At 73.4% G+C, this 24641-nt stretch carries 25 protein-coding genes; 22 read left to right on the top strand and 3 right to left on the bottom strand.

The annotated features are described in order from the left end of the window. Positions 1–70: 70 nt before the first annotated feature. The 12 genes from LTT61_RS30950 (at position 71) to LTT61_RS30895 (ending at position 15054) form a co-directional block, all read left to right on the top strand. Entirely contained in the window at positions 71–979 is a 909-nt protein-coding gene (locus tag LTT61_RS30950) for a helix-turn-helix domain-containing protein (protein WP_233017542.1), read from the top strand. Positions 980–1020: 41 nt separating this feature from the next. Further along, positions 1021–1950, top strand: coding sequence for a sulfate adenylyltransferase subunit CysD (gene cysD / locus LTT61_RS30945; protein ID WP_233017541.1), 930 nt, complete (start codon positions 1021–1023; stop codon positions 1948–1950). Further along, entirely contained in the window at positions 1950–3776 is a 1827-nt protein-coding gene (gene cysC / locus LTT61_RS30940) for an adenylyl-sulfate kinase (protein ID WP_233017540.1), read from the top strand. The genes cysD and cysC overlap by 1 nt, the downstream gene beginning before the upstream one ends. A gap of 59 nt (positions 3777–3835) precedes the next feature. Then, positions 3836–5629, top strand: coding sequence for an acyl-CoA dehydrogenase (locus LTT61_RS30935; protein WP_233017539.1), 1794 nt, complete (start codon positions 3836–3838; stop codon positions 5627–5629). Beyond that, positions 5620–6270, top strand: coding sequence for a QsdR family transcriptional regulator (locus tag LTT61_RS30930; RefSeq protein ID WP_233017538.1), 651 nt, complete (start codon positions 5620–5622; stop codon positions 6268–6270). Before LTT61_RS30935 ends, LTT61_RS30930 begins: the two co-directional genes overlap by 10 nt. A gap of 304 nt (positions 6271–6574) precedes the next feature. Further along, positions 6575–7369 (top strand): GntR family transcriptional regulator, encoded by a 795-nt coding sequence (locus tag LTT61_RS30925; protein ID WP_233017537.1) that lies wholly within the window; start codon positions 6575–6577, stop codon positions 7367–7369. Continuing rightward, on the top strand, positions 7370–7597 hold the full coding sequence (locus LTT61_RS30920; protein ID WP_233017536.1) for a 4Fe-4S dicluster domain-containing protein: 228 nt from the start codon (positions 7370–7372) through the stop codon (positions 7595–7597). An 8-nt stretch (positions 7598–7605) separates the two neighbouring features. Beyond that, a complete protein-coding gene (locus LTT61_RS30915; RefSeq protein ID WP_233017535.1) occupies positions 7606–8985 on the top strand; it encodes an ABC transporter substrate-binding protein in 1380 nt (459 codons plus the stop codon). Positions 8986–9143: 158 nt separating this feature from the next. Next, a complete protein-coding gene (locus tag LTT61_RS30910; RefSeq protein ID WP_233021261.1) occupies positions 9144–9983 on the top strand; it encodes an ABC transporter permease in 840 nt (279 codons plus the stop codon). Then, complete coding sequence (locus LTT61_RS30905; RefSeq protein ID WP_233017534.1) at positions 9980–10717, top strand: ABC transporter ATP-binding protein; 738 nt, start codon at positions 9980–9982, stop codon at positions 10715–10717. Before LTT61_RS30910 ends, LTT61_RS30905 begins: the two co-directional genes overlap by 4 nt. A 241-nt stretch (positions 10718–10958) precedes the next feature. Next, positions 10959–13760, top strand: coding sequence for a fumarate reductase/succinate dehydrogenase flavoprotein subunit (locus LTT61_RS30900; RefSeq protein ID WP_233017533.1), 2802 nt, complete (start codon positions 10959–10961; stop codon positions 13758–13760). Between the two features lie 112 nt (positions 13761–13872). Continuing rightward, positions 13873–15054 (top strand): MarP family serine protease, encoded by a 1182-nt coding sequence (locus LTT61_RS30895; protein WP_233017532.1) that lies wholly within the window; start codon positions 13873–13875, stop codon positions 15052–15054. 66 nt (positions 15055–15120) lie between these two features. Here LTT61_RS30895 and LTT61_RS30890 read toward each other — a convergent pair whose 3' ends face one another. Further along, complete coding sequence (locus LTT61_RS30890) at positions 15121–15591, bottom strand: DUF4254 domain-containing protein (protein WP_233017531.1); 471 nt, start codon at positions 15589–15591, stop codon at positions 15121–15123. A 114-nt stretch (positions 15592–15705) separates the two neighbouring features. Then, entirely contained in the window at positions 15706–16305 is a 600-nt protein-coding gene (locus tag LTT61_RS30885) for a MarR family winged helix-turn-helix transcriptional regulator (RefSeq protein ID WP_233017530.1), read from the bottom strand. A gap of 142 nt (positions 16306–16447) precedes the next feature. Between LTT61_RS30885 and LTT61_RS30880 the strand changes: the two genes are divergently transcribed. Together LTT61_RS30880 and LTT61_RS30875 are read left to right on the top strand one after the other, a co-directional pair. Further along, entirely contained in the window at positions 16448–16798 is a 351-nt protein-coding gene (locus LTT61_RS30880) for a hypothetical protein (RefSeq protein ID WP_233017529.1), read from the top strand. 110 nt (positions 16799–16908) lie between these two features. Next, positions 16909–17373 (top strand): hypothetical protein, encoded by a 465-nt coding sequence (locus LTT61_RS30875; RefSeq protein WP_233017528.1) that lies wholly within the window; start codon positions 16909–16911, stop codon positions 17371–17373. Positions 17374–17392: 19 nt separating this feature from the next. Here the strand turns inward: LTT61_RS30875 and LTT61_RS30870 are convergent, their stop codons facing one another. Further along, a complete protein-coding gene (locus LTT61_RS30870; protein ID WP_233017527.1) occupies positions 17393–17536 on the bottom strand; it encodes a hypothetical protein in 144 nt (47 codons plus the stop codon). 343 nt (positions 17537–17879) lie between these two features. On the opposite strand from LTT61_RS30870, the gene LTT61_RS30865 reads away from it, so the two are divergent. The 8 genes from LTT61_RS30865 (at position 17880) to LTT61_RS30830 (ending at position 24540) form a co-directional block, all read left to right on the top strand. Then, positions 17880–18236, top strand: a complete 357-nt coding sequence (locus LTT61_RS30865; RefSeq protein WP_233021260.1) for a histone-like nucleoid-structuring protein Lsr2 — start codon at positions 17880–17882, stop codon at positions 18234–18236. Between the two features lie 130 nt (positions 18237–18366). Next, positions 18367–19602, top strand: coding sequence for a transcriptional regulator (locus LTT61_RS30860; RefSeq protein ID WP_233017526.1), 1236 nt, complete (start codon positions 18367–18369; stop codon positions 19600–19602). Positions 19603–19772: 170 nt separating this feature from the next. Further along, positions 19773–21290: an aldehyde dehydrogenase gene (gene adh, locus LTT61_RS30855; protein ID WP_233017525.1), complete on the top strand. Its 1518-nt coding sequence runs from the start codon at positions 19773–19775 to the stop codon at positions 21288–21290. Further along, positions 21290–21688: a DUF779 domain-containing protein gene (locus LTT61_RS30850; RefSeq protein WP_233017524.1), complete on the top strand. Its 399-nt coding sequence runs from the start codon at positions 21290–21292 to the stop codon at positions 21686–21688. Before adh ends, LTT61_RS30850 begins: the two co-directional genes overlap by 1 nt. A gap of 106 nt (positions 21689–21794) precedes the next feature. Then, positions 21795–22439 carry a DUF6968 family protein gene (locus LTT61_RS30845; RefSeq protein WP_233017523.1) on the top strand — a complete coding sequence of 215 codons (645 nt, stop codon included), beginning with the start codon at positions 21795–21797 and terminating at the stop codon, positions 22437–22439. Between the two features lie 18 nt (positions 22440–22457). Next, a complete protein-coding gene (lexA, locus tag LTT61_RS30840; protein ID WP_233017522.1) occupies positions 22458–23123 on the top strand; it encodes a transcriptional repressor LexA in 666 nt (221 codons plus the stop codon). A 300-nt stretch (positions 23124–23423) separates the two neighbouring features. Next, entirely contained in the window at positions 23424–23954 is a 531-nt protein-coding gene (locus LTT61_RS30835; RefSeq protein ID WP_233017521.1) for a hypothetical protein, read from the top strand. Between the two features lie 136 nt (positions 23955–24090). Next, positions 24091–24540 carry an anti-sigma factor gene (locus tag LTT61_RS30830; RefSeq protein WP_233017520.1) on the top strand — a complete coding sequence of 150 codons (450 nt, stop codon included), beginning with the start codon at positions 24091–24093 and terminating at the stop codon, positions 24538–24540. Positions 24541–24641 lie beyond the last annotated feature (101 nt).

Below are 24641 nucleotides of genomic sequence, written 5' to 3'. Positions count from 1 at the left end.
TCCATATATGTACCGACGTGGTACATTTCCTCCGTTCGAAGATTAGAACTTGTTCTAGGAGTGGTCAACAGTGTCCGAGGTCGCGATCGGAGACGGCACCGTCGCCCGGCGCTCCGCCCCCACCGTCCGGGTGCTCCGGGTGCTCGATTTCCTGGTGGCGAACGGCGGCTCGCGCTACGGCCTCTCCGAGATCGCCCGCGAGCTCGGGCTCGCCAAACCCACCTGCCTGGGCATTCTCACCGAGCTCACCGCCGCCGGGTACCTGATCCGGGATCCGCGCACCCGCGGCTACGGCCTCGGCCCCGCGCTGATCGGCGCCGGGCGGGCGGCCCAGGAGAACTTCGCGGTCTCCGCGCTCGCCCGCGCCGAGCTGGAGCCGCTGAGCGTGCGCTACCGCACCACCTGCACGGCATCGGCCGTGGTCGGCGGCAAGATCGTGGTGCTGGACGCCACCGGGCCGGGCCGGGTGCAGGTGGGCGCCACCTACCCCTTCGCGCCGCCGGTCGGGCTCATGTACGTGCTCTGGGACACCGACGCCGCCTTCGACGCCTGGCTGCGCACGCCGCCGACGGTGCCGCTGGAGCAGGACGAGCGGCGGCTGCGCACGGTCGTCGCGGAGTGCCGCGAGCGCGGCTACCTGATCGAGAGCACCTCGGCCGCCGGCAGGCGGCTGTACTCGCTGCTGGCCGGCGCGGCGGGTAGGGAAATGCCCGCCGAGCTGCGCGAACTCGTCGCCGAGCTGGTGACGAGCCTGGGCGAGCGGGTGTACCTGGGCAGCGATCTGCGGCCACGCAAGGAGCACCCGGTCAGCCTGCTCGCCGCCCCCACCCACGACGAGCGCGGCAGGCAGAGCATGGTGCTCACGATGTACGTCGGCAAGGCGGTCACCGGGGCCGAGATCGAGCGCCGCGGCACCGCGCTCGCGGCCGCCGCCGACGCCGTCACCGCGGCGGCGGGTGGACGGCCCCCGCTGCGCTGAAGCGTTGACGGTTCGACCGAAACGTGTTCTAGTTTTTTCTCGTGAGCCCGAACCAGAAGTCCGTCACCGGCTGGGAGCTGTCGCATCTCGACGCGCTCGAGGCCGAATCGGTGCACATCTTCCGCGAGGTGGCCGCCACCTTCGAACGCCCCGTGCTGCTCTTCTCCGGCGGCAAGGACTCGGTGGTCATGCTGCACCTGGCCGCCAAGGCGTTCTGGCCCGCGCCGCTGCCCTTCCCGGTGTTGCACGTCGACACCGGCCACAACTTCGACGAGGTGATCGCCTACCGCGACGAGACCGTCGCGCGGCTCGGCCTGCGGCTGCTGGTCGGCAGCGTGCAGGAGGACATCGACGCGGGCACGGTCACCGAGGAGACCGGCCCGCGCGCCAGCCGCAACCGGCTGCAGACGCACACCCTGCTGCGCTCGATCCGGGAGGGCGGCTTCGACGCGGCCTTCGGCGGCGCCAGGCGCGACGAGGAGAAGGCGCGCGCCAAGGAGCGGGTCTTCAGCTTCCGCGACGAGTACGGCCAGTGGGACCCGCGCAACCAGCGCCCCGAGCTCTGGAACCTCTACAACGGCAGGCACCGGCGCGGCGAGCACATCCGGGTCTTCCCGCTCTCCAACTGGACCGAGCTGGACATCTGGAACTACATCGCCGCGGAGGAGATCGCGCTGCCTCCCCTCTACTACGCGCACCGCAGGGAGGTGGTGCAGCGCGACGGCATGCTGCTGGCGCACACCAGGTTCCTGGAGCTGCTCGACGGCGAGCAGCCCTACGCGGCCACCGTCCGGTTCCGCACCGTCGGCGACGCCACCTGCACCGGCTGCGTGGAGTCGACCGCGGCGAACCCGGACGACGTGGTGCTCGAGGTGGCCGCCACCCGGGTCACCGAACGCGGCGCCACCCGCGCCGACGACCGCATCTCCGAGGCGGGGATGGAAGATCGCAAACGCGAGGGGTACTTCTGATGACCACCCTGCTCCGGCTGGCCACCGCGGGCAGCGTCGACGACGGTAAGTCGACGCTGATCGGACGCCTGCTCTTCGACTCCAAGGCGATCTTCGCCGACCAGCTCGCCGCGGTCGAGCGCACCAGCAAGGAGCGCGGCGCGGGCCAGACCGACCTCTCGCTGCTCACCGACGGCCTGCGCGCCGAGCGCGAGCAGGGCATCACCATCGATGTCGCGCACCGCTACTTCACCACGCCCAGGCGGAAGTTCGTCATCGCCGACACCCCGGGGCACATCCAGTACACCCGCAACATGGTCACCGGCGCCTCCACCGCCGACGTCGCGCTGATCCTGGTGGACGCGCGCAAGGGCGTGGTGGAGCAGACCCGCAGGCACGCCTTCCTCGCCGGGCTGCTCGGCGTGGCGCACCTGGTGCTCTGCGTGAACAAGATGGACCTGGTGGACTGGAGCCGGGAGCGCTTCGAGGAGATCAGGGACGACTTCACCCGGTTCGCCGCCCGGCTCGAGGTGCGCGACCTGACCTTCGTGCCGATGTCGGCGCTGACCGGCGACAACGTCGTGCACCGCGGCGCGAGCATGCCCTGGTACGAGGGCACTCCCCTGCTGCACCAGCTGGAGCAGGTGCACATCGCCTCGGACCGCAACCTGATCGACGCCAGGCTGCCGGTGCAGTACGTGACCCGCACGCACAACCCGGATTTCCGCGGCTACGCGGGCACCGTGGCCGGTGGCGTGTTCAAGCCGGGTGACGAGGTCACCGTGCTGCCGTCGGGGTTCAGCACGACGGTGGCGGCGCTGTGGGGCCCGGGCGGCGCGCCGCTGGCCGAGGCGTTCCCGCCGCAGGCGGTGACGGTGCAGCTCACCGACGAGCTCGACGTGGCCCGCGGCGACCTGCTCTGCCGTCCGGCGAACCGGCCGCAGTCGGCCCGCGACCTGGACGCCATGGTCTGCTGGTTCGCCGAGGAGAGCGCGCTCACCCCCGGCGCCACCTACACGCTGCGGCACACCACCCGCGCCGAGCCGGTGCAGGTGCAGCGGCTGGACTACCGGCTCGACGTCAACACCCTGCACCGCGACGAGACCGCGAACGCACTCGGTCTCAACGAGATCGGGCGCGTGCAGCTGCGCGCGCGGCGGCCGGTGCTCTTCGACCCGTACCGGCGCAACCGGAACACCGGCAGCTTCGTGCTGGTCGACGACGTCACCAACAACACCGTGGCCGCGGGCATGATCACCGGGCCGACGCCGACCACCGCCGGGGTGGTGTGGCACCGCAGCGCGGTCGAGCGCACCGAGCGCGCGACCCGCGGCGGCACGGTCTGGCTCACCGGGCTCTCCGCCTCCGGCAAGTCGACGGTCGCGGTGGAGCTGGAGCGCAGGCTGGTCGCCTCCGGCAGACCCGCCTTCCTGCTGGACGGCGACAACCTGCGGCACGGCCTCAACGCCGACCTCGGCTTCGCCCCGGAGGACCGCACCGAGAACATCCGCCGGGTGGCCGAGGTGGCCAAGCTCTTCGCCGAGGCCGGTGTGCTCGCGGTGGTCTCGCTGATCAGCCCGTACCGGGAGGATCGGGAGCGGGCCAGGCAGGCGCACCTGGACGCCGGGCTGCCGTTCCTGGAGATCTTCGTCGACACGCCGCTCGCGGTGTGCGAGGCTCGCGACCCGAAGGGGCTCTACGCCAAGGCGCGCGCGGGCGAGGTGCGCGGCTTCACCGGGATCGACGCGCCGTACGAGGCGCCGGAGCAGCCGGACCTGGTGCTGCGGCCGGACGACGGCGACCCGGCCGAGCAGGCGGCGCGGATCGCCGAGCTGCTGGGGTTCTGATCCGGCGGGGTGCGCATATTTGATACTCTGCCCGTTACGTGTCTCGAAAGGACGGGCGTATGCGCACCCTGCTGCTCAACCCGCGCGATCTGGAGTTCCTGCTCTACCGGTGGCTCGACGTCGAGGCGCTGACGAAGCACCCGCGCTTCGCCGAGCACTCGCGGGAGACCTTCGACGCGGTGCTCGCGCTCAGCGCCGAGATCGCCGAGACGCACTTCGCGCCGCACAACAAGAAGGCCGACGCCAACGAGCCGCGGTTCGTGGACGGCAGGGTCGAGCTGATCCCGGAGGTGGCGATCGCGCTGCGGGCCTTCGCCGAGGCCGGGCTGCCCGGCGCCACCGTGGCCGCCGAGCTCGGCGGCATCCAGCTGCCCGCCGTCGTGGCCCAGGCATCCTTCGCCTGGTTCCACGCCGCCAACACCGGCACCGCCGCCTACCCCTTCCTCACCATCGCCAACGCGAACCTGCTGATCGCGCACGGCGAGCAGTACGTGGAGCGGTTCGTCCGGCCGATGCTGGAGGGGCGCTTCTTCGGGACCATGTGCCTCTCCGAGCCGCAGGCCGGGTCGTCGCTGGCCGACATCACCACGCGCGCCGAGCCGCAGGGCGACGGCAGCTACCGGCTCTTCGGCACCAAGATGTGGATCTCCGGCGGGGACCACGAGCTCGGCGAGAACATCGTGCACCTGGTGCTGGCCCGGATTCCGGGTGGACCGGCCGGTACCAGGGGGATCTCGCTGTTCGTGGTGCCGCGCTTCCTGGTGGGCGAAGACGGGGTGCTCGGGGAGCGCAACGACGTCACGCTGGCCGGGCTGAACCACAAGATGGGGTTCCGCGGCACCGTCAACACGCTGCTCAATTTCGGCGAGGGCACGCACACCCCCGGCGGCGCGCCCGGCGCGATCGGGTACCTGGTCGGCACCGAGCACCGCGGGCTGAGCCTGATGTTCCACATGATGAACGAGGCCCGGATCGGGGTCGGGCTGGTGGCGACCGCGCTCGGCTACACCGGGTACCTCAAGTCGCTGGAGTACGCGCGCGGCAGGCCGCAGGGGCGGGCCAAGATCGGCGCCGACCCGGCGAGCCCGCAGCGGCCCATCGTGGAGCACGCCGACGTGCGGCGCATGCTGCTGGCGCAGAAGAGCTACGCCGAGGGGGCGCTGGCGCTGGTGCTGTACTGCGCGCGGCTGGTGGACGAGCAGCGGATCGCGGAGACCGAGGAGGAGCGGCTGCGCACCGGGCTGCTGCTCGACATCCTCACGCCGATCGCGAAGAGCTGGCCCTCGCAGTGGTGCCTGACCGCCAACGACCTGGCCATTCAGGTGCTCGGTGGCTACGGGTACACCCGGGAGTACGACGTCGAGCAGCACTACCGGGACAACCGGCTGAACCCGATTCACGAGGGGACGCACGGGATCCAGGGGCTGGACCTGCTCGGGCGGAAGGTGACGCAGCAGGGCGGGGCGAGCCTGCTCGCGCTGGACGCGCGGATCCGGGCCACGCTGGACGCCGCCGCCGCGGCGGGTGGTGAGGCGGCCTCGCTCGGGGCCGGGCTCGGGGCGGTCTGGCAGCGGGTGGTCGAGGTGACCGCCGGTCTCTTCGCGAGCGGGGACATCGAGGCGGCGCTGGCCAACAGCAGTGTGTACCTGGAGGTGTTCGGGCACACGGTGGTGGCGTGGATCTGGCTGGAGCAGTACCTCGCCGCGGCGGGTGGCGATGACGCGTTCCACGAGGGGAAGCGGCAGGCGGCGCGGTACTTCCATCGGTACGAGCTGCCCAAGACGGGGCCGGGGCTGGAGCTGCTGGCGAGCCTGGACCGGACCACGCTCGACATGCGCGAGGAGTGGTTCTGAATCCCCCGCAGCGCCCGGCCGAGCAGCTGCGCGGTGCCGCGAGCGCCGCGCCGCAGCGCCCCCGGCGTCCGGGCCGTCCGGCGGCCGCGACCCCGGCGGAGGTGGTGGCCGCGGCGCGGGCGGCGTTTCTCGCGGGCGAGCGGATCGACGTGCAGTCCATCGCCGCCGGGCTCGGGTTGAGCCGGGCCTCGGTGTACCGCTGGTTCGGGTCGCGCGAGGGGCTGCTCGGGGCGGTGCTCGCCGGGGAGTACGAGGCGCTGGTCGCGCGGGCCGACAGCCGCAGGCGCAGTGCGGGCGGAGCCCGCGTGCTCGAAGTGCTGGCCAGGGTCAATCGCTGGATGAGCGACAACGAACCGTTCCGGCACTACTTCGAGCACGAGCAGCGGGCGGGGCTGCGCACCCTGACCGCGGGCGACGGGCCGGTGCAGCCGCGGGCGGTGCGCGCCGTCGAGGAGCTGGTGCTGCGCGCGGTCCGGGACGACGGGTACGCGCCGCCCATGGCTCCGGACCTGCTCGCCTACGCCATGGTGCGGCTCGGCGAGGCGTTCCTCTACAACGACAGCGCCGTCGGCATCACCGGCGACGTGGAGCGGTTGCGGACCGTCCAGGCGGCGCTGCTCGGCCTGCCCGCCGACAGCTGACCCGGCGCCCGCCGTCGCGTCGCCCGCGGCGGCTCGGCTGATTCCCGCGGATTGTCCCGGCGGTCGCCGAGTGCGCTCACCGAGGCGCGCAGGCACCTCGGCGGACCGGTGGCGCGTCGCCGGGCGGTGGAACCGGGACGGTTCCGATCACTGTGATCGCAAGTCCCCGCCCGGCGGGCCGGGTGGCGCAATGCCGGGTGCGACCCAGGTCGCGCCTGCCCCCGCCCGGCGTATTCCGGGCGCGTGAACGCGGTGCGCACCCGCTGGGGCGAATCACCCGACCCGGGCCCGTTATCGTCGGTTCATGCAGGTCAGAGGTGTGAATCCGATTCCGGAGCCGGGGGAGGCGCACGGTCCGGCGCCGGTGCGGCGGCTGCGGGCGGATCAGGCGCGCCGGGTGGCGGATGTGCTGCGGCACCAGATCCACAGCGGCGCGTTCCCGGACGGGCTGCCGTCCGAGCCCAGCCTGGCCGAGGAGTTCGAGACCTCCCGCAACACCGTGCGCGAGGCGCTGGCGCTGCTGCGCGACGAGGGGCTGATCGACCGCGCGCCCCGGGTCGGCACCCGGGTGGCGAACCGCAAGTACGACCACGGGCTCGACGCTCTGCTCGGCCTGCAGGAGACGCTCAAGGGGCACGGCACCGTGCGCAACGAGGTGCGCGCCGCGACCACGATCACCGCACCGCCCGCGGTCGCCCGCAGGCTGCGGCTGGAGCCGGGCGAGCGGGTGGTCTACCTGGAGCGGCTGCGCTACCTCGGCGATACCCCGCTCAGCCTCGACCTGACCTACCTGGCCCCCGACATCGGCGCCGCCGTCCTCGACCTCGACCTGGCTGGCACCGACATCTTCGTGCTGATCGAGCAGGTCAGCGGCCAGTCGCTCGGCTCGGCGGACCTCGCGCTGGAGGCGGTCTCCGCCGACCCGCACACCGCCGCGACCCTGGAGACCGCCGACGGCGCCGCGCTGCTCATGCTCGAGCGGCTGACCAGGCTGGAGGACGGCAGGCCGGTCGATCTCGAGTACATCCGGATGCGCGGCGACCGGATCACCATGCGGGGCAGCCTGTCCCGCACCGCACCCGAGTGGAAGGTCCTGTAGATGGCCCTCGCGAACAACCGCGCCGACGTGCCGGTGACGATCGACGAATCGCTCTGTATCCAGGGCTGCACGCTCTGCGTCGAGATCTGCCCGCTCGACTCGCTCGCCATCGATACCAGCACCGGCAAGGCGTTCATGCACGTGGACGAGTGCTGGTACTGCGGCCCGTGCGCCGCCCGCTGCCCCACCGGTGCCGTCACCGTCAACATGCCGTATCTCCTGAGGTGAAGAACTCCATGAAACGCCTGATCGCGGTGGCCGCCGCCGCTGCCCTTGCCCTGACCGGCTGCTCGCTGGAGCAGTCCGCCTCCGGTGGCGGCGACACCGTGCGCGTCGTCGTCGGCTACCAGTCCAAGACCATCAACACCGTCACCGCGGGCACCCTGCTGCGCGCCAAGGGCTACCTGGAGCAGCGGTTGCGGGCGATCACCGACGCGGGCGGCGCGGCGTACGAGGTGGAGTGGCAGGACTACGACACCGGCGCCCCGATCACCGCGCAGATGGTGGCGGAGAAGATCGACATCGGCTCGATGGGCGACTACCCGCTGCTGATCAACGGCTCCCGCACGCAGGCCAACGAGCGCTCGCGCACCGACTTCGTCTCGGTCACCGGGTACAACCCGAAGGGCGCGCTGAACATGGTGGTGGTGCCGCCGGATTCGCGCGCCACCACGCTCGCCGACCTGCGCGGGCAGAAGATCTCGGCCAGCGTCGGCTCGGCCGGGCACGGCACCCTGGTGCAGGCGCTCACCCGCGCCGGGATCGACCCGGGCACGGGGGTCGAGGTGCTGAACCAGCAACCGCAGGTGGGAGCATCGGCGCTGGAGTCCGGCCAGGTGGCGGCGCTCTCGCAGTTCGTGGCCTGGCCCGGGCTGCTGGTCTTCCAGGACAAGGCCAAGCTGCTCTACGACGGCGCCGAGCTGAACGTGCCCACCTTCCACGGCGTCGTCGCGCGGCAGGATTACACGAAGCAGCACCCCGAGGTGCTCGACGCCTTCCTGCAGGCCCAGCTGGACGCCACCGAGTTCCTGCACGGCAAGCCGCTGGAGGCGGCGCAGCTCGTCGCGGACGGGTCGGGGCTGCCGCAGGAGGTGGTCTACCTCTACAACGGGCCCGGCGGCACCTCCTTCGACACCACGCTCAAGCCGAGCCTGATCGCGGCCTTCAAGGACGACGTGCGGTACCTGAAGTCCATCGGGGACTTCGCCGAGCTCGACATCGACGGCTTCGTCGACGACGCCGCGCTGCGCAGGGCCTTCGCCGAGCGCGGGGGCGTCGGGTACGACGCCGCGCTGGCCGACACCGCCAATGCGACCGCCGGCTCCGGCAACGAGGTCTGGGTGGCGGGGCAGCAGCAGACCAGGCCCGCGGCCGACCCGACTGAGCTGCTCCGGGTCGTCAAACAGGCGCGGGCGCAGGGCGATACCGTGCGCACCGCCTACGTGCTCGACGCCGAGCTCGGCACCCGCTGGTTCGCGAACGAATCGATCTGGCTGCGCGACGGGGAGCGCTTCCTGCCCTTCACCACCGAGGCGGCCGCGCAGCGCTACCGGGGTGCGCACCCCGGTGCGGTTCCGGTGAGCTACGACCAGGCGGTCCAGGAGGTGCGGGCGTGACGCACACCGACGCGGCCGCCGTGCCGGTCGCGGTGGACCCGGCGCCCGTGCCGGTCGCGGTGGACCCGGCGCCCGCGCCAGTCGTGGTGGACCCGGCGCCCGCGCCAGTCGTGGTGGACCCGGCGCCCGCGCTGGAAGAGGTGGACCCGGCGCCCGCGCTGGTCGAGGCCGGTCCGGCGGCGGCGGCACTCACGCCGGCACCGGCGAAGACCGCAGGCTCCCCCTGGCCGGGTCGGCTGACCAAACTGGTCTCGGTCATTGCCGCGATCGGCGTCTGGCAACTGCTGACGGCGAACGACGTCCGGTTCTGGCTCCGCTTCGACACCCTGCCGACGGTCACCGAGATCCTCACCGCCTTCGGCCGCCGACTCGGCACCGACACCTACTTCCTCGACCTGGCGCAGTCGCTGCTCCGCATCCTGAGCGGCTTCGGCCTCGCCACGGTGGCGGGCGTGCTCACCGGGATCGCGCTCGGCCGCTCGCGGAGGTTCGCGAACGTGGTCGGCCCGCTCACCGAGCTGGCCCGCCCGGTCCCGGCGATCGCGGTGGTGCCGATCGCCATCCTGCTCTTCCCGGACGACGAGGCGGGCATCGTCTTCATCACCTTCCTCGCCGCCTACTTCCCGATCATGGTCAGCACCAGGCACGCGGTGCGCGCGCTGCCGACGCTGTGGGAGGACTCGGTGCGCACGCTCGGCGGCAGCCGCTGGGACGTGCTGCTGCGGGTGGTCTTCCCCGGCTCGCTGCCCGGCGTGTTCGGTGGGCTCTCGGTCGGGATCGGGGTGGCGTGGATCTGCGTCATCTCGGCGGAGATGATCTCCGGCCGGCTCGGCGTCGGCTACCGCACCTGGCAGGCGTACACGATCGTCGACTACCCCGGCGTCTTCGTCGGCATCATCACCATCGGCGTGCTCGGCTTCGGCACATCGGCCGCGGTGGAGCTGCTCGGCAGGCGGGTCACCCGCTGGCTGCCGCGCGGAGCGGAGAACGCGCGATGACCACCGCGAACCGCACCGGCATGGGGCTTCGCCTCGCCGACGTGCACCTCTCCTACGGCGGCGACCCGGTGATCGCCGGGCTCACCCTCGATGTGCGCCCCGGCGAGATCCTGGTGCTCACCGGCCCTTCCGGCTGCGGCAAGTCCACGGTGCTGCGCGCGCTGGCCGGGCTGCTCGCGCCGGATTCCGGGCGCGTGCTCGCCGACGGCGAGCCGGTGCGCACCACCTCGCGGGACCGCGCCGTGGTGTTCCAGGACAACGCGCTGCTGCCCTGGCGCACCGTGCGCGCCAATATCGAGCTGGCGCTGAAGCTGCGCGGCGAGCCGAGGCAGGGGCGGCGGGCGGCGGCGGAGCGGTGGATCGAGGAGGTCGGGCTGACCGGGTTCGGCGACTTCCTGCCCAAGAGCCTCTCCGGCGGCATGCGGCAGCGGGTGCAGCTGGCCCGCGGGCTGGCCGGGGCGCCGCGCGCGGTCATGATGGACGAGCCGTTCGGCGCGCTGGACACCCAGACCCGCGGCACCGTGCAGCGGCTGCTGATCGACACCTGGAACACGCACCCGGCGACCGTCGTCTTCGTCACCCACGACGTGGACGAGGCGCTGTTGATCGGCGACCGGGTCGCCGTGCTCGGCCGGGCCGGGCAGCCGCTGCGCGCGCTGATCGATGTCTGCGAACCGCGTACCCGGGCCGATCGCTCCGCCGCGCGCGCCGACATCCTGGCGGCGCTCTCGTGACGGGCTGCTGTCCGCCCGGTCCCCACTCCGGCAGCTCCGTGACCGGCGGTCACCCGCACGCTCCCCGCTCCGGCAGCTTCGTGGCCGGCGGCCGCCCGCATGCCGCTGCGCCGTACGCCGCGAAGGACGACTCCGCTCCCCCGGCTCCGGCACGAGCACTGCCCAGGGCCGCCGCGTCCCGCGGCCGGGCCCGGCTCCGGTGCACGGCCCTTCCGCACCCCCCGACCGTTGGAGGCCGCTCATGACCGCCCCCGCGCCGACCCCGGCGATCCCCGAACTCGCGGACGCGATCCGCCTGGACTGCGACGTCCTCGTCATCGGCGGCGGCACCGCTGGCACCATGGCCGCGCTCACCGCCGCCGAGCGCGGCGCGAACGTGCTGCTGCTGGAGAAGGCGCACGTGCGGCACTCCGGCGCGCTCGCCATGGGCATGGACGGCGTGAACAACGCCGTCGTGCCGGGCAAGGCCGAGCCGGAGGACTACGTCGCCGAGATCACCCGCGCCAACGACGGCATCGTCGACCAGCGCACCGTCTACCAGACGGCCACCCGCGGCTTCGCGATGGTGCAGCGGCTGGAGCGGTACGGCGTGAAGTTCGAGAAGGACGCCTACGGCGAGTACGCGGTGCGCCGCGTGCACCGCTCCGGCTCCTACGTGCTGCCCATGCCGGAGGGCAAGGACGTCAAGAAGGCGCTGTACCGGGTGCTGCGCCAGCGCAGCATGCGCGAGCGCATCCGGATCGAGAACCGGCTCATGCCGGTCCGGGTGCTCACCGCGGGCGGCCGCGCGGTCGGCGCCGCCGCCCTGAACACGCGCACCGGCGAGTTCGTCACGGTCGGCGCGAAGGCGGTGATCCTGGCGACCGGCCCGTGCGGCCGGCTCGGCTTGCCCGCCTCCGGCTACCTGTACGGCACGTACGAGAACCCGACCAACGCCGGCGACGGCTACTCCATGGCCTACCACGCGGGCGCGGAGCTCTCCGGGATCGAGTGCTTCCAGATCAACCCGCTGATCAAGGACTACAACGGCCCGGCCTGCGCCTACGTCGCCAACCCGTTCGGCGGGTACCAGGTGAACGCGCACGGCGAGCGCTTCGTCGACTCCGACTACTGGTCGGGCGCGATGATGGCCGAGGTCAAACGGGAGATCGAGTCCGCGCGCGGCCCCATCTACCTGAAGGTGTCGCACCTGCCGGAGGAGACGCTCTCCACCCTGGAGGGCATCCTGCACACCACCGAGCGGCCCACCCGCGGCACCTTCCACGCCAATCGCGGCCACGACTACCGCACGCACGACATCGAGATGCACATCTCCGAGATCGGGCTCTGCGGCGGGCACTCGGCCTCCGGCGTCTGGGTGGACGACCACGCCCGCACCACCGTCCCCGGGCTGTACGCCGCGGGCGACCTGGCCTGCGTGCCGCACAACTACATGATCGGCGCCTTCGTCTACGGCGACCTGGCCGGCGAGCACGCGGCGTCCACACTGGCCGAGACGGCCGCGCCCACCGCGCTCCCCGCCGACCAGCTGGCGGCGGCACACGAGCTGATCTACCGCCCGCTGCGCAACCCGGAGGGGCCGCCGCAGCCGCAGGTCGAGTACAAGCTGCGCCGCTTCGTCAACGACTACGTGGCGCCGCCGAAGACCGCGGCCAAGCTCTCGCTCGCGGTGGAGACCTTCGAGCGGATGCGCGCCGAGGTCGAGGGGATCGGGGCGCGCACCGCGCACGAACTCATGCGCGCCGCGGAGGTGTCGTTCATCCGGGACTGCGCGGAGATGGCGGCGCGCAGCTCGCTGACCCGCACCGAATCGCGCTGGGGGCTCTACCACGACCGGGCCGACCTACCCGAGCGCGACGACGTCGACTGGCGCTACCACCTGAACCTGCGCAAGAACGGCGCGGGCGAGATGGAGTTCGTCAAGCGCGCGGTGGCGCCGTACCTGGTCCCGGTGCCCGAGTTCGACGACGTGCCGGGCGCGGTGCCCGCCGAGGTCCCGGTGCGTGCCGCGGAGCCGGTCGTGGTCCGCGGCGGCGCGCAGGCCGCGCCGGAGCGGATCGAGCCGGTGCTGCGCGAGGAGGCGCCGTCGCCGCGGATCGTCACGCTGCTGGCGCTGGACGCGCCCGATGTGGCGGAGCTGGAGCCGTACCTGCGCGATCCCGACCCGGTGGTGCGGGTCGCCGCGCTCTCGGTGCTCACCGAACACACGCCGGACGGCTTCGCCGGTGCGCTGATCCTGGCGCTGGACGACCCGGCGGTCACCGTGCGCCGAGCCGCGGCGGACAGCCTGCGCGAGCTGGTCGAGGTGCTGCCCGAGCACGCCGGGCTGCGGGAGCGGATCGGCTCCCCGGACGCCGGGGTGCGCGCCACCGTGGTCGACCTGGTGCGCGCGCTGCGCGGCGGCTCCGCCGACTGGTTCGCCGGTGCGGCGCGCGACCCCGACCACCGGGTGCGGCTGGAGGCGGTGCGCGGGCTGGTCTCGCTGGACGAGCCCGCCGGCGTCGCCGCGCTGGCGGGCGACCCCAACCGCGAGGTGCGCGTTGTCGTCGCGCACGGGTTGGCGGAGATCGGCCCGGTCGCCGTCGCGACGGGCGCGCGCCGGGTCATCCGCGGCCTCGCCGCCGACCCGGACCCCCTGGTCCGCGCCGCCGCCCTCGCCGCCTTCGGCCCACTCGGCGCCGAGGGGCCGTTCGAAGCCGCCGGCCCCGGACCGTCCGCGTCGGCGCCGCGGGCACCGCGCAAGCCGGCGCCCGCGCCGGGAGATGACGTCGCCCTGCTGATCGGGGCGCTCTCCGATACCGCGTGGCAGGTCAGGGTGGGGGCGGCCAAGGGGCTGGCGGGGGCCGATCCGGACGCCGCGATCCCGGCCCTGAGCACCGCGCTGGACGATCCGCACCTGGATGTGCGCAAGGCGGCGGTACTGTCGGTGAGCGCTCGTGCCGAGCGGGACGACGCGCAGGACGCGCTGGCCCGCGCGGTGCACGACAGCGATGCCGACGTCAGGGCGTACGCGCGCCGCGCGGCGCGGTTGCTGCCCAGCTGACGGGTCGCTAGTTTGACGGCGTGACCGTGGCCGACTCCCGAGCGGCCCGCGGTTGCCGGGCGCGGTCGGCCCGGCGGTGGGTCGGCTCGGGCCGGTGGACGGGAGACGCGGCGTGACGGTGGCGATCTGGCTCGATCTCGTCGTGCTCGTCGCCACCGTGCTCGCCGCGCTGGCCGGCTGGCGGCGCGGCGCGATCGTCGGGCTGCTCGGCTTCGCCGGGGTCGTCCTCGGCGCCGTGCTCGGCGCGCTGCTCGCGGGCGGGGTGCTGCACCGGGTGCAGCCGGGCTGGCCCCGGCTCACCGTGGTGATCGCGGTGGTCGGGATCTTCCTGGTCACCGGCGAGCTGATCGGCCACCGGATCGGCCGCTCGGCGCGGGATGCCGTGCGCGGCAGCGGGTCCAGGCGGGCCGACGCGGTCGGCGGCGCGGTCACGCACGCCGCCGCGGTGCCGGTGCTGGTCTGGCTGGTGGCAGGCGCCCTGGCCGGCTCCGCGCAGGCGCAGGCGGTGCAGGGCTCGGTGGTGCTCCGCACGGTGGACGACCTGGCCCCCGGCTGGGCCGCCGAGCTGCCGGAGCGGATCGCCGAGCCGCTGCGCGACGCCGGGCTGCCCGCCGCCTCCGCCTGGCCGCGCGAGGAGACCGGGCGCTCCCGGGAGCAGCCCGACCCCGCCGTTGCCGCGCTTGCGCTCACCACCGCGCTGGAACCGAGTGTGCTCCGCATCCGGGACATCGCGGCGGACTGCGGATTGCGTCAGACCGGAACCGGTTTCGTGATCGCGGCCGAGCGGGTGCTGACCAACGCGCACGTGGTCGCCGGTGCCACGAACATCTCGGTGGACACCGCCGACGGCCCGCTCGACGCCGAGGTGGTGCAGTTCGAGCCCGCCATCGATATCGCGGTGCTCGCGGTGCCCGGGCTCACCGCGGTCCCGGTGCCGATCGCGCCGCTGCCCGCCGAGCCGGGTGCCGACGCCGTCGTGCTCGGCTACCCGCAGGGCGGCCCGTACACCGCGAGCGCGGCACGGGTGCGCAGCCGGGTGCAGCGCCCGGTGCGCGACATCTACCGCACCGCGGGCGTCGAGCGGAAGTTCTACGCGGTGGCGGGCGAGATCCGCGGCGGTAATTCCGGTGGGCCGCTGGTGGATACCGAGGGCCGGGTGCTCGCGGTGGTGTTCGGGGTCGACGAGGAGCGCGGCGAACTCGGCTACGCCTCCGCGCTGCCCGACGTCCTCGAGCAGCTCGGCGAGCGCTGGCGCGCGGGCACCCCCGTCGGCGCCGGAAACTGCGCGCCCTGACAGCGGCACAGCGGAAATCCGCACCCCGATCGCGGCGCACCAGGAACCGCGTGCCGTGACCGCGGCTCAGCGCGACGGCAGCGCGAGCCAGCCGCTCTCCAGCGCAGCGGCCAGCTCCCCGTAGCCGATCTCCTGCTCGGCCAGCGCGGTCCAGGCCGCGTGCATCTCGTCGCTCCCGGGGTCGATCGTCATGAGCAGGTGGAAGGCGCGCTCGGAGGCCGCCGCCATCCGGTCGATCACGGCGCCGAGCGACTCCGGGTGGCACCGCACCCCCGCCCGCGGCGTGGGCAGGTTGCACCGTACCCAGCCGTCGATCCGGCGCACCAGATCGGCGCGGTCCCGGTCGAATTCGGCACCACGGGCGGGCAGCCGACGGCGGGCCCGGTGCAGCTCGGCGATGGCGTGCGCCTCCCGGCAGAGCGGCCCGGCGAGGTAGTGGCCGCGCAGCGCGGCCAGCAGCTCGTCCTTGGACGGGAGCACCGGGTCGGCAGGCGGCTCGGTCTCGGGCAGCGCGCGCCGAACTTGTTGCGCTGTCATCGGACCGACCTCCCGTCCACGGCGACACGAGTCACATCACATCGGATTCACGCGCCGCACCGAACGGAAACCGTGGCGCAGGTCGCGTTTCTCCCACTGTGACATGACGCGTGGTCAGCCGCGTGCGCCGGCCACCGCCGGCGGGCGTAGCCGCTCCGGGGCGAGTGCGGAGAGCTCGGCGGCGTGCTGGCGATCGGCGGTGATGGCGTCGAGGCGCCTGCCGAGCGCCTTCACCTCGTCGCGCAGCGCGATCACCCGGTCCAGCGGGTAATCGACCTCGGCCAGCACGGATTCCACCATGCGCCTGGCCTGGCGCTGCAGCGCGCGGCCGGCCTCGGTGGCGCGCAGCTCGACGGCGCGGCGATCGTGCGCGCTGCGCACGCTCTCCACCAGGCCGTGCGCCTGCAGCCGCTGGATCAGCGGGGAGACGGTGCCGTAGTCGAGGTGCAGCTTCTCACCGAGTTCGCGCATGGTCATGCCCGGCCGCTCCCAGAGCGCGAGCAGCGCCAGGTACTGCGGGTAGGTCACCCGCATCTCGTCCAGGAAGGGACGGTAGGCCGCGGTCATCGACCGGGAGGTGGAGTAGAGCGCGAAGCAGAGCTGAGCGGTGAGCGAGAGCGGGTCGGCGCCGGGTAGCGCGGCCCCGGCGGGGGCGCTCCGGTGCGGGCGGAATTCGGGTTCTCGGGCAAGATCGGGCAACGGTGCCTCGGACATAGCTGCACTGTACGCACCGGGCCCACCCGGGCGTGCCGGGTCGGCCGGGTATACCGCGCGGTCTGCGAATTTCGCCGGCAGCGAGCTATTCAGTTGTGCACAATGTTTGAGCCGAGCCCCTCCGGCAATCACCGAGCACGTGGTGAACGATGTCGAGAAGCGCTGGAACGACCCGGGCGCCGTGCGCGGCGCGGCCCGCTACCTCGCCGCGGTGCTCGTGGTCACCGCCGCGGTGTTCGGGGTCTGCATGCTCTGGGCCAGCGGCCGCGCCGAGTGCTCCGGCGAGCGCATGCTCTGCGACACCGCGGCGCAGGGCGTCACGCTGCTCGCGCCCGCGGCGACCCTGCTGCTCGGCGCGATCGGCGCCTTCGTGCGGACGTTCCTGGTGTGGCGGCGCGGCGGTAGCTGGCCGATCTGGCAGGGCGCGGGCTGGTTCGCCCTCGTCCTGTTCATGGCCTACCTGTCGATCGGCGGCGGCGCACTGGCCGGGTGAGCACACCGGCCGCGGCGCCGTGCGCTCCCCCGCGTTCACCCGGATTCATGGCCCGGCCAGCGGGTATTACGGGCGCACAGCACAGGGGACGATCGAGGAAGGGACGCCACATGACCGAGACGGCCACCGAGAGCGCCGCGATCACCGACCGCCCGTCCCCGGAGCATCGCCGGCCGCCGGGGGTGGACGATGCGACGGTCGCCGCGGGCGGCAAGCTCTCCGAGGCGCTGGAGACCATCGAGCGCGCCAGGGGCCACCTCTACGAGCTGCACCAGCTGATCGGCGGCGCCGACCTGCGGCTGGACGAGGCGGTGTCGAAGTTCAGGGAGTCCGGGCACCCGGAGATCGCCGCGCGCATCGAGCACGAGCTGATCGGCCGGAATGTGCTGCCCGGACGCTGGACCTTCCAGATCGTCGAGGAGTTCGACGACGGCTACTACGCGCACTTCCGGGAGATCGAACGGGACGTCCGCGACGAGCTGTTCGACGGCAGGCGCCACCTATTCGAGGCGGAGATGAAGGAAGCGCGCCGCACGCACGGGCGCGAGGGCCATTCGGCGGCTCCCCGGGGGTAGCCGGGCCCGCAATAGCGCGTCAGCCGCCGACGCGTCGCTCGGGCACCCGGACGGCGGCGCGGCGCGCCTCCAGCCAGAAGGTGGCGCCGACCGTCAGATACGAGGCGACCACCGCGATCACGGGAAGACCAAGGATCATCAGCAACACCGGGAACATCGACATGGCCCGTGCCCCTCTCCACCGCATAGCGCTCGTCCCCTGCCCGCCGTCCGGGCCGGGGGGCGCCACCTGCGCCTGCTCGGCTATTACCCCCAACTCATCGCCACACGCGATCCATACCGCAACACCACTGTGAATTGGGTCACCGGCCCCCGCTAATTCGCCGAGGGTGCCACCGGCACGAATTCGGGGTTCCGCTCCGGTGCGAATTCGCTATCGATTGCCGAAAGTCGGGAGCGCCTTTGCCGGAACCACCCGCAAAGGCGTATGCGGCACCGCGGGGCGCGGAATGGGATGTAATGTCGTGCTGTCGAATCCGGCGTCCGGAAAGGGGCAGCACAACAATATGGCCAAGAAGGTCATCGTCCAGACCATCGACGATCTCGACGGCGAGTCGGTCGCGGACGAAACGATCGAGTTCGCGCTCGACGGGATCGGTTACGAAATCGACCTGTCCAGCGCCAACGCGAAGAAGCTGCGCGACGAGCTGGAGTCGTGGGCCACGCACGCCCGCCGGGTGAGCGGCCGACGGCGCCAGCCGAAGACCCCCGCCCCGCGCGCCAAGTCCGCGGACAACCGCGAGCAGACCGCGGCGATCCGGGAGTGGGCCCGCAACAACGGGTTCGAAGTCTCCGCCCGCGGCCGGATCCCGGCCGAGGTGCAGCAGGCCTACCGCGCCGCGAACAGCGACGCGGAGGGCTGACCCGCCGCGCGGTCGGCGGGCCGTTTCCCGGCCCGCCCCCGCTCGCGCCGGGTTTCCCGCCCGCACGGTGCCGCGCCGGGGCAGAATAGGGTTCGGCGCACCATCGAACCAACGACCTCAGGATCGCGGGATGGCCCAACGACGCAGCCTCTCGCAGCGACGAGCTGCCCTCGAAGCGGAGTGGACCCGCCGGGTCCCCCGCGTGCCGGGCCCGGATGCCATCCGGCCCCCCGGTGAACTCGCGCGGCCCGGCGCGCTCGACTCCGCGGTCGCGCAGTCCTGGGCGCGCTCGCTGCGCACGGTCGATCCCGGCAGGGACCACGCACCCGGCGACGCCGTCGACGTGCGGACCCGCTGGGCCGAGTCCCCGCTGCGCACCCCCGTGCTCGAGCTGGCCGATCAGCTGCGCGCGGTCGCCGACGGCTCCGGTTTCGTCGCCGCCGTCACCGACGAGAGCGGCACCATCCTCTGGTCCTACGGCGGGCCGGTCATGCGCCGCCGCGCCGAACAGGTGAACTTCGCCCCCGGCGGCCGCTGGGACGAGCCGCACATGGGCACCAACGCGCTCTCGCTGGCGCTGCGCACCGAGCGGCCGCACACCGTCTTCTCCGCCGAGCACCTGGTCGCCGCGCTGCACGGCTGGGTCTGCTACTGCGCGCCGATCCACGGCCCCGACGGCAGGCAGCTCGGCGTGCTCGACCTCTCCACCGCATGGGACCGGGCGCACCCGCTCGCCATGTCCACCGCGATGGCGCTGGCCAGCGCGATCGAGGCGCGGCTTCGGGCGGGGGCGCCCGCCGCGCCGGGCGCGCGGCTGCGCTGCCTCGGCGGCGCCGAGCTGGTGCGCGCGGGCGAGCCGGTGCGGCTGCGGCCCCGGCACCTGGAGATCCTCACGCTGCTGGCGCTGGAGCCGGATGGGTTCACGCACGAGCGGCTGCACTTCGCCGTCTACGGCGACCGGCCGGTGCGGACGAGCACGCTGAAGTCGGAGATGTCGTACCTGCGCCGGGCCACCGACGGCGAGATCAGCAGCCGGGTCTACCGGCTGGCGCACCCGCCCGCCTGCGACGCCGTCGAGCTGCTCGCCGCGCTGGAGGCAGGCGACACCGGCGCCGCCGTCGAGCTGTACCGCGGGCCGCTGCTGCCCGGATCGGACACCCCGGGGATCGTCACCTGGCGCGATCACCTCGAGGTGGCGATCCGCACCGCCGTGCTCTCCAGCCCGGACCCCGGCCACGCGCTGCGCTACGGCGAGTTCGCGCCGGACGACATCGCCGTGCACGAGCACGCGCTCGGCCTGCTCGCACCCGGCGACACCCGCCGCGCCATCGCCGCAGCGCGGCTGCACTCCGCCCTTCGCGACTGAACCGCGCCATCTGGGGTGCGCGACGGCCCACGCGGGTGCGACCCGTCGGGCCGCGGCGGCGCAGCCGCTTCCCGGCATCAACGTTTCGCCAACCTCGGCGGCGCATAGTGACACGCGTCACGGCCGTGCGCCGTGGGTTCACTGTCGCCAACAGCGAGGAGTCGTTCGCCATGATCTACGCGAAGCCGGGAGCCGAGGGCAGCGTCGTCGAGTACGCCCGCCGATACGACAACTTCATCGGCGGTGACTGGGTGGCCCCGGCGGAGGGCCGCTACTTCGAGAACCCCTCCCCGGTGGACGGCGCCACCTTCACCGAGGTCGCCCGCTCCACCGCCCCCGACGTCGACCGCGCGCTGGACGCCGCGCACCAGGCCGCCGACGGCTGGGGCCGCACCTCGACCACCGAGCGCGCCAACATCCTGAACCGCATCGCCGACCGGATCGAGGAGAACCTCACCGCGCTCGCCGTCGCGGAGACCTGGGAGAACGGCAAGCCGGTCCGCGAGACCCTGGCCGCCGACCTGCCGCTCGCCGTCGACCACTTCCGCTACTTCGCCGGTGCGCTGCGCGCCCAGGAGGGCGGCATCTCGGAGATCGACGGCGACACCATCGCCTACCACTTCCACGAGCCGCTCGGCGTGGTCGGCCAGATCATCCCGTGGAACTTCCCGATCCTGATGGCCACCTGGAAGCTGGCGCCCGCGCTGGCCGCGGGCAATGCCGTCGTGCTCAAGCCCGCCGAGCAGACCCCGGCCTCCATCCTCAAGGTGGTCGAGCTGATCGCCGACCTGCTCCCGCCCGGCGTGCTGAACGTGGTCAACGGCTTCGGCGTCGAGGCGGGCAAGCCGCTCGCCTCGAGCCCGCGGGTGGCCAAGATCGCCTTCACCGGCGAGACCACCACCGGCAGGCTGATCATGCAGTACGCCAGCGAGAACATCATCCCGGTCACCCTGGAGCTGGGCGGCAAGAGCCCGAACATCTTCCTGCCGGACGTGGCCGCCGCGGACGACGAGTTCTTCGACAAGGCGATCGAGGGCTTCGTCATGTTCGCGCTGAACCAGGGCGAGGTCTGCACCTGCCCCTCGCGCGCGCTGGTGCACTCCTCCATCTACGACGAGTTCATGGAGCGCGCGGTGGCCCGCACCGAGGCCATCGTGAGCGGCAACCCGCTCGACGACGCCACCATGATCGGCGCGCAGGCCAGCAACGACCAGTACGAGAAGATCCTCTCCTACATCGACATCGGACGGCAGGAGGGCGCCGAGGTGCTCACCGGCGGCGGCACCCGCGCGGTCGACGGCCTCCCGGACGGGTACTACGTGCAGCCGACCATCTTCAAGGGCCGCAACGACATGCGGATCTTCCAGGAGGAGATCTTCGGCCCGGTCGTCTCGGTGACGACCTTCGACTCGGTGGACGAGGCGCTCAAGATCGCCAACGACACCCTGTACGGGCTCGGCGCAGGCGTCTGGTCGCGGGACATGAACACCGCCTACCGGCTCGGCCGGGAGATCAAGGCGGGGCGGGTGTGGACCAACTGCTACCACGCCTACCCGGCGCACGCGGCGTTCGGCGGCTACAAGAAGTCGGGCATCGGGCGGGAGAACCACCGCATGATGCTCGAGCACTACCAACAGACCAAGAACCTGCTGGTCAGCTACTCCCCCAACAAGCAGGGGTTCTTCTGATGGCTGTGCCACGGGTGGAGCTCACCGCCCCGGCGACCGAGCTGCTGCGCACGCTGGAGGCGCAGCACGGGCCGGTGATGTTCCACCAGTCGGGCGGCTGCTGCGACGGCAGCGCTCCGATGTGCTATCCGCGTCACGAGTTCCGGGTCGGCGCGGCCGACGTGCTGCTCGGCCGGGTCGCGGGCGACACCCCGTTCTGGATGAGCGCGGACCAGTACGAGTACTGGAAGCACACGCACCTCACGGTCGACGTGGTGCCCGGCCGGGGCAGCGGGTTCTCGCTGGAGGCGCCGGAGGGCGTGCGCTTCCTGATCCGGTCCCGGCTGCTCACCGACGACGAGGTGCTGGCGCTGGCGGCGGAGCCGCCGCCGGCCTCCGGGGCCGAGTACGCGGGGTGAGCCGCGGAGCGGGCCGGGCACCCGGTGCCCGGCCCGCTCCGCATGCCGGTGGGGGCACCGAGACCGGCAGGTTAAGAAAACGTACCGATCGGGTACTCGGGGAGACATGAGACCGACAGAGATCCGCGAACGGGAGGACACGGCGCCGCCCGCGGTGGGCGGGTCCGGCCACCACACCGGCGGACACCAGTGGCGGCGCATCCGTGACGTGATCGCGTCGCGGACCGTGGCCGACGGTGCGCGACCGGTCTCCATCGAGATCGGGGCGCCACAGGTGGCCGCCGAGACGCAGGGCGTGGTGTGCGGGTTCCGCATCGCGGGGATCGGCGAGCGCTGGGCCGCGGGCACCGACTCGCTGGCCGCGCTGTACCGCGCGCTGCTCGGCGTCGCCGACGACCTCGCCGACGCCAACCGCCGCGGCGCCCGCTTCGAGCTGCTCGACCCGGCCGACCTCGCCTTCCCGGCGCCGGCGACGGGCACCGGCCAGCGCCCGGCCGACCCGGAGCACACCCCGCAGTCGCTGGTCGCCGCGCGCACCCTGCACGGCGCGGACGGGCCGTACTCGATCATCATCGGCCGCCCGTACCCGTCCGAGGACGGCCGGTACGCGCTCTGCCGCTTCCACATCAGCGAGCACCGCCCCGCCGTCGCCTCCGGGGTGGACGGGATCCAGGCGCTGCTCACCGCGTTCCGGATGATCGCCGGGCTGCGCGACCTGCCCGAAGACTGGCCGGTCAGCAGGCTCGCCTGACCGATCTAGCATGAGCGGGTGACCCGCTTCCGCCAGCCCGCGAACGACCTCGACCTCCCCGACACCTCGGTGCTGCCGCCGCGGCAGCGGCAAATTCTCGGCGCCATCCGGGATTGGGCCGTCGCGCACGGATATTCGCCCTCGACCAGGCAGATCGGCGACGCGGTCGGGCTGCGCTCCACCTCGGCCGTCTCCCGGCACCTGCGCGACCTGGAGGAGCGCGGCTTCCTGCGCCGCGGCGCCGCCGCCACCCGGCCGATCGATGTCCGGCTGTTTCTCGCCGCCGACGGCGCGCGGGCGGGCGCCCCCGACTCGGTGCCGGTGCCGCTGCTCGGCGAGATCGCCGCCGGAGCGCCGATCACCGCCGAGGAGCACCTGGACGAGGTGCTCGACCTGCCGCGCGAGCTGGTCGGCCGCGGCGAGCTCTTCGCGCTGCGGGTGCGCGGCGACTCCATGGTCGAGGCCGCCATCTGCGACGGCGACACCGTGGTGGTGCGGCGCCAGCCGGACGCGCACTCCGGCGAGATCGTCGCCGCGCTGCTGGACGGCGAGGCGACCGTGAAGGTGCTGCGCAGGCGCGGCGGCCACGTTTTCCTCGAGCCGCGCAACCCCGCCTACCCGGTGCTGGACGGCGACGAGGCGGCGGTGCTCGGCAAGGTGGTGTCGGTGCTGCGCCGGGTCTGAGCCCCGGCCCGACGCGCCGCGAATCCGGGCGCGCGCCCGGCGATTCCCGTCCGAATCCGCCGAAACGATTGCCCCGCACCGCAGCTCACGCGAGAATGAGCAGGCCGAATGCCTCCGGGCATTCCGCACGCAGGGGACGTACCGGCCGCGCGCCGAGTTCGATCCCGCGCCCTCGACCGGTCGAGACCTCCGGCCGCGCCGCGGACGCGTGCGCCGCGCTCGGCGCGGCCGGATCTCCCGCTCGGGTGCCGCGCGGCCGCATCGAACTCGGCCGCCGTTGCCGAGAGACAGTGGGGAATCATGAGAGTCGATCGAATCGCCGTCACCGCCGTGCTCGCCGCCGCCGCCACCGCGGGCGCCGCGGGCGTGGTGCACGCCGCGCCCGCCCCGGCCGCCGCCGTCGCGGTGCAGGGCAGCGAGCAGGGCATCGCCTTCACCACCGCGCCCGCCGCCGACGGCAGGCTGGTCACCACCGTCGCGGCCGGGAGCTTCGCGGTCACCGGCGGGGCCGTCACGCTCAGCGACGCGGCCGGCACCGTCGTCGCCGCGCTCCCGCTGACCGTGCGGGCCGGGGGCGAGGCGCTCGACCTGCGGCCCGTCGTCGGCGACGGCGGGCGCACGCTCACCCTCGCCCCGGTCTCCGCGACCGGCGAGGTGCGGCCGGTGCAGGACGAGACGACGGCACGCAAGCAGTACAACGCGGGGGTCGGCGCCGTCATCGGGGCCGGGATCGGCGCGGTGCTCGGCTTCTTCCTCGGCGGGGTCGGGGCGCTGGTCACCGTGCCGATCGGGGCCGGGATCGGCGCGCTCATCGGCTTCTCCACCCCGTGAGCGAAGCTCTGTCGCACTCCGCGCGGCGCGTCCGTCCTCCGGGGACGGGCGCGCCGCGCGCGTTGCGGGGAACGTCGGCCGAGGCCACGCGCGGCGTCGCCTCCGCGCCCGCCCACGGCCCGGAGGCGGGCGCGTGGTGACGGAGCCGGAGGTCGCGGTGCCGGAGGTCGCGGCGCCGGAGGACGCGGTGCCAGAGGACACCGTGGTGACGGTGCGGATCCCGGCGGCGGCGGAGCGGCTGCCGACGCTGCCGACGCTGCGGGCGCTCGCGGTCGCGACCGCGGTGGCGGCCGGGCTCGGCGCGCGCGAGTCCGGGGAGGTGCGGGACGCGCTGAGCCGGGTCGCCGAGGCATTGCTGACCCGCACGGTGCCGGGCAGCGCGGTGGACGGCAGGCTGACCGGCCGGGCCGGAACCGTGCTGGTCCGGCTGCAGGCGGTGACCAGGGCGGGCCCCCTGCCGCGGACCGCCGTCGGCGCCGCCACCCCGTCGCTGACGCACAGCGCCGCCGCCTTCCGCGGCCCGTTCGACGGCACCGCGGGCGGGCACCCGACCGTGGTCGACCTCTGCTGGGCCTGCCAGGAGTGAGACCGGGCGCGCCACGCCGCCGATCCGCGCGCGCGGGTGCGCGCCGAATGTGGCACAGTTGCGCGGCGGCACCGGTGACCCTGTCGGTCGCGCGGGACGAT

The organism is Nocardia asteroides (genome assembly GCF_021183625.1).
Lineage (GTDB): Bacteria > Actinomycetota > Actinomycetes > Mycobacteriales > Mycobacteriaceae > Nocardia > Nocardia asteroides_A.
Note: the sequence above shows the minus strand (reverse complement) of the source record. Positions and strands in the feature narration are given on the sequence as shown.

Excerpts from the sequence above, each read along its gene's own strand:
- cysC (WP_233017540.1), top strand. The coding sequence starts at position 1,950 with ATGACCACCCTGCTCCGGCTGGCCACCGCGGGCAGCGTCGACGACGGT.
- LTT61_RS30935 (WP_233017539.1), top strand. The coding sequence starts at position 3,836 with ATGCGCACCCTGCTGCTCAACCCGCGCGATCTGGAGTTCCTGCTCTAC.
- LTT61_RS30925 (WP_233017537.1), top strand. The coding sequence starts at position 6,575 with ATGCAGGTCAGAGGTGTGAATCCGATTCCGGAGCCGGGGGAGGCGCAC.
- LTT61_RS30920 (WP_233017536.1), top strand. The coding sequence starts at position 7,370 with ATGGCCCTCGCGAACAACCGCGCCGACGTGCCGGTGACGATCGACGAA.
- LTT61_RS30915 (WP_233017535.1), top strand. The coding sequence starts at position 7,606 with ATGAAACGCCTGATCGCGGTGGCCGCCGCCGCTGCCCTTGCCCTGACC.
- LTT61_RS30905 (WP_233017534.1), top strand. The coding sequence starts at position 9,980 with ATGACCACCGCGAACCGCACCGGCATGGGGCTTCGCCTCGCCGACGTG.
- LTT61_RS30900 (WP_233017533.1), top strand. The coding sequence starts at position 10,959 with ATGACCGCCCCCGCGCCGACCCCGGCGATCCCCGAACTCGCGGACGCG.
- LTT61_RS30890 (WP_233017531.1), bottom strand. The coding sequence starts at position 15,591 with ATGACAGCGCAACAAGTTCGGCGCGCGCTGCCCGAGACCGAGCCGCCT.
- LTT61_RS30885 (WP_233017530.1), bottom strand. The coding sequence starts at position 16,305 with ATGTCCGAGGCACCGTTGCCCGATCTTGCCCGAGAACCCGAATTCCGC.
- LTT61_RS30875 (WP_233017528.1), top strand. The coding sequence starts at position 16,909 with ATGACCGAGACGGCCACCGAGAGCGCCGCGATCACCGACCGCCCGTCC.
- LTT61_RS30870 (WP_233017527.1), bottom strand. The coding sequence starts at position 17,536 with ATGTCGATGTTCCCGGTGTTGCTGATGATCCTTGGTCTTCCCGTGATC.
- LTT61_RS30865 (WP_233021260.1), top strand. The coding sequence starts at position 17,880 with ATGGCCAAGAAGGTCATCGTCCAGACCATCGACGATCTCGACGGCGAG.
- LTT61_RS30860 (WP_233017526.1), top strand. The coding sequence starts at position 18,367 with ATGGCCCAACGACGCAGCCTCTCGCAGCGACGAGCTGCCCTCGAAGCG.
- adh (WP_233017525.1), top strand. The coding sequence starts at position 19,773 with ATGATCTACGCGAAGCCGGGAGCCGAGGGCAGCGTCGTCGAGTACGCC.
- LTT61_RS30850 (WP_233017524.1), top strand. The coding sequence starts at position 21,290 with ATGGCTGTGCCACGGGTGGAGCTCACCGCCCCGGCGACCGAGCTGCTG.
- LTT61_RS30845 (WP_233017523.1), top strand. The coding sequence starts at position 21,795 with ATGAGACCGACAGAGATCCGCGAACGGGAGGACACGGCGCCGCCCGCG.
- LTT61_RS30835 (WP_233017521.1), top strand. The coding sequence starts at position 23,424 with ATGAGAGTCGATCGAATCGCCGTCACCGCCGTGCTCGCCGCCGCCGCC.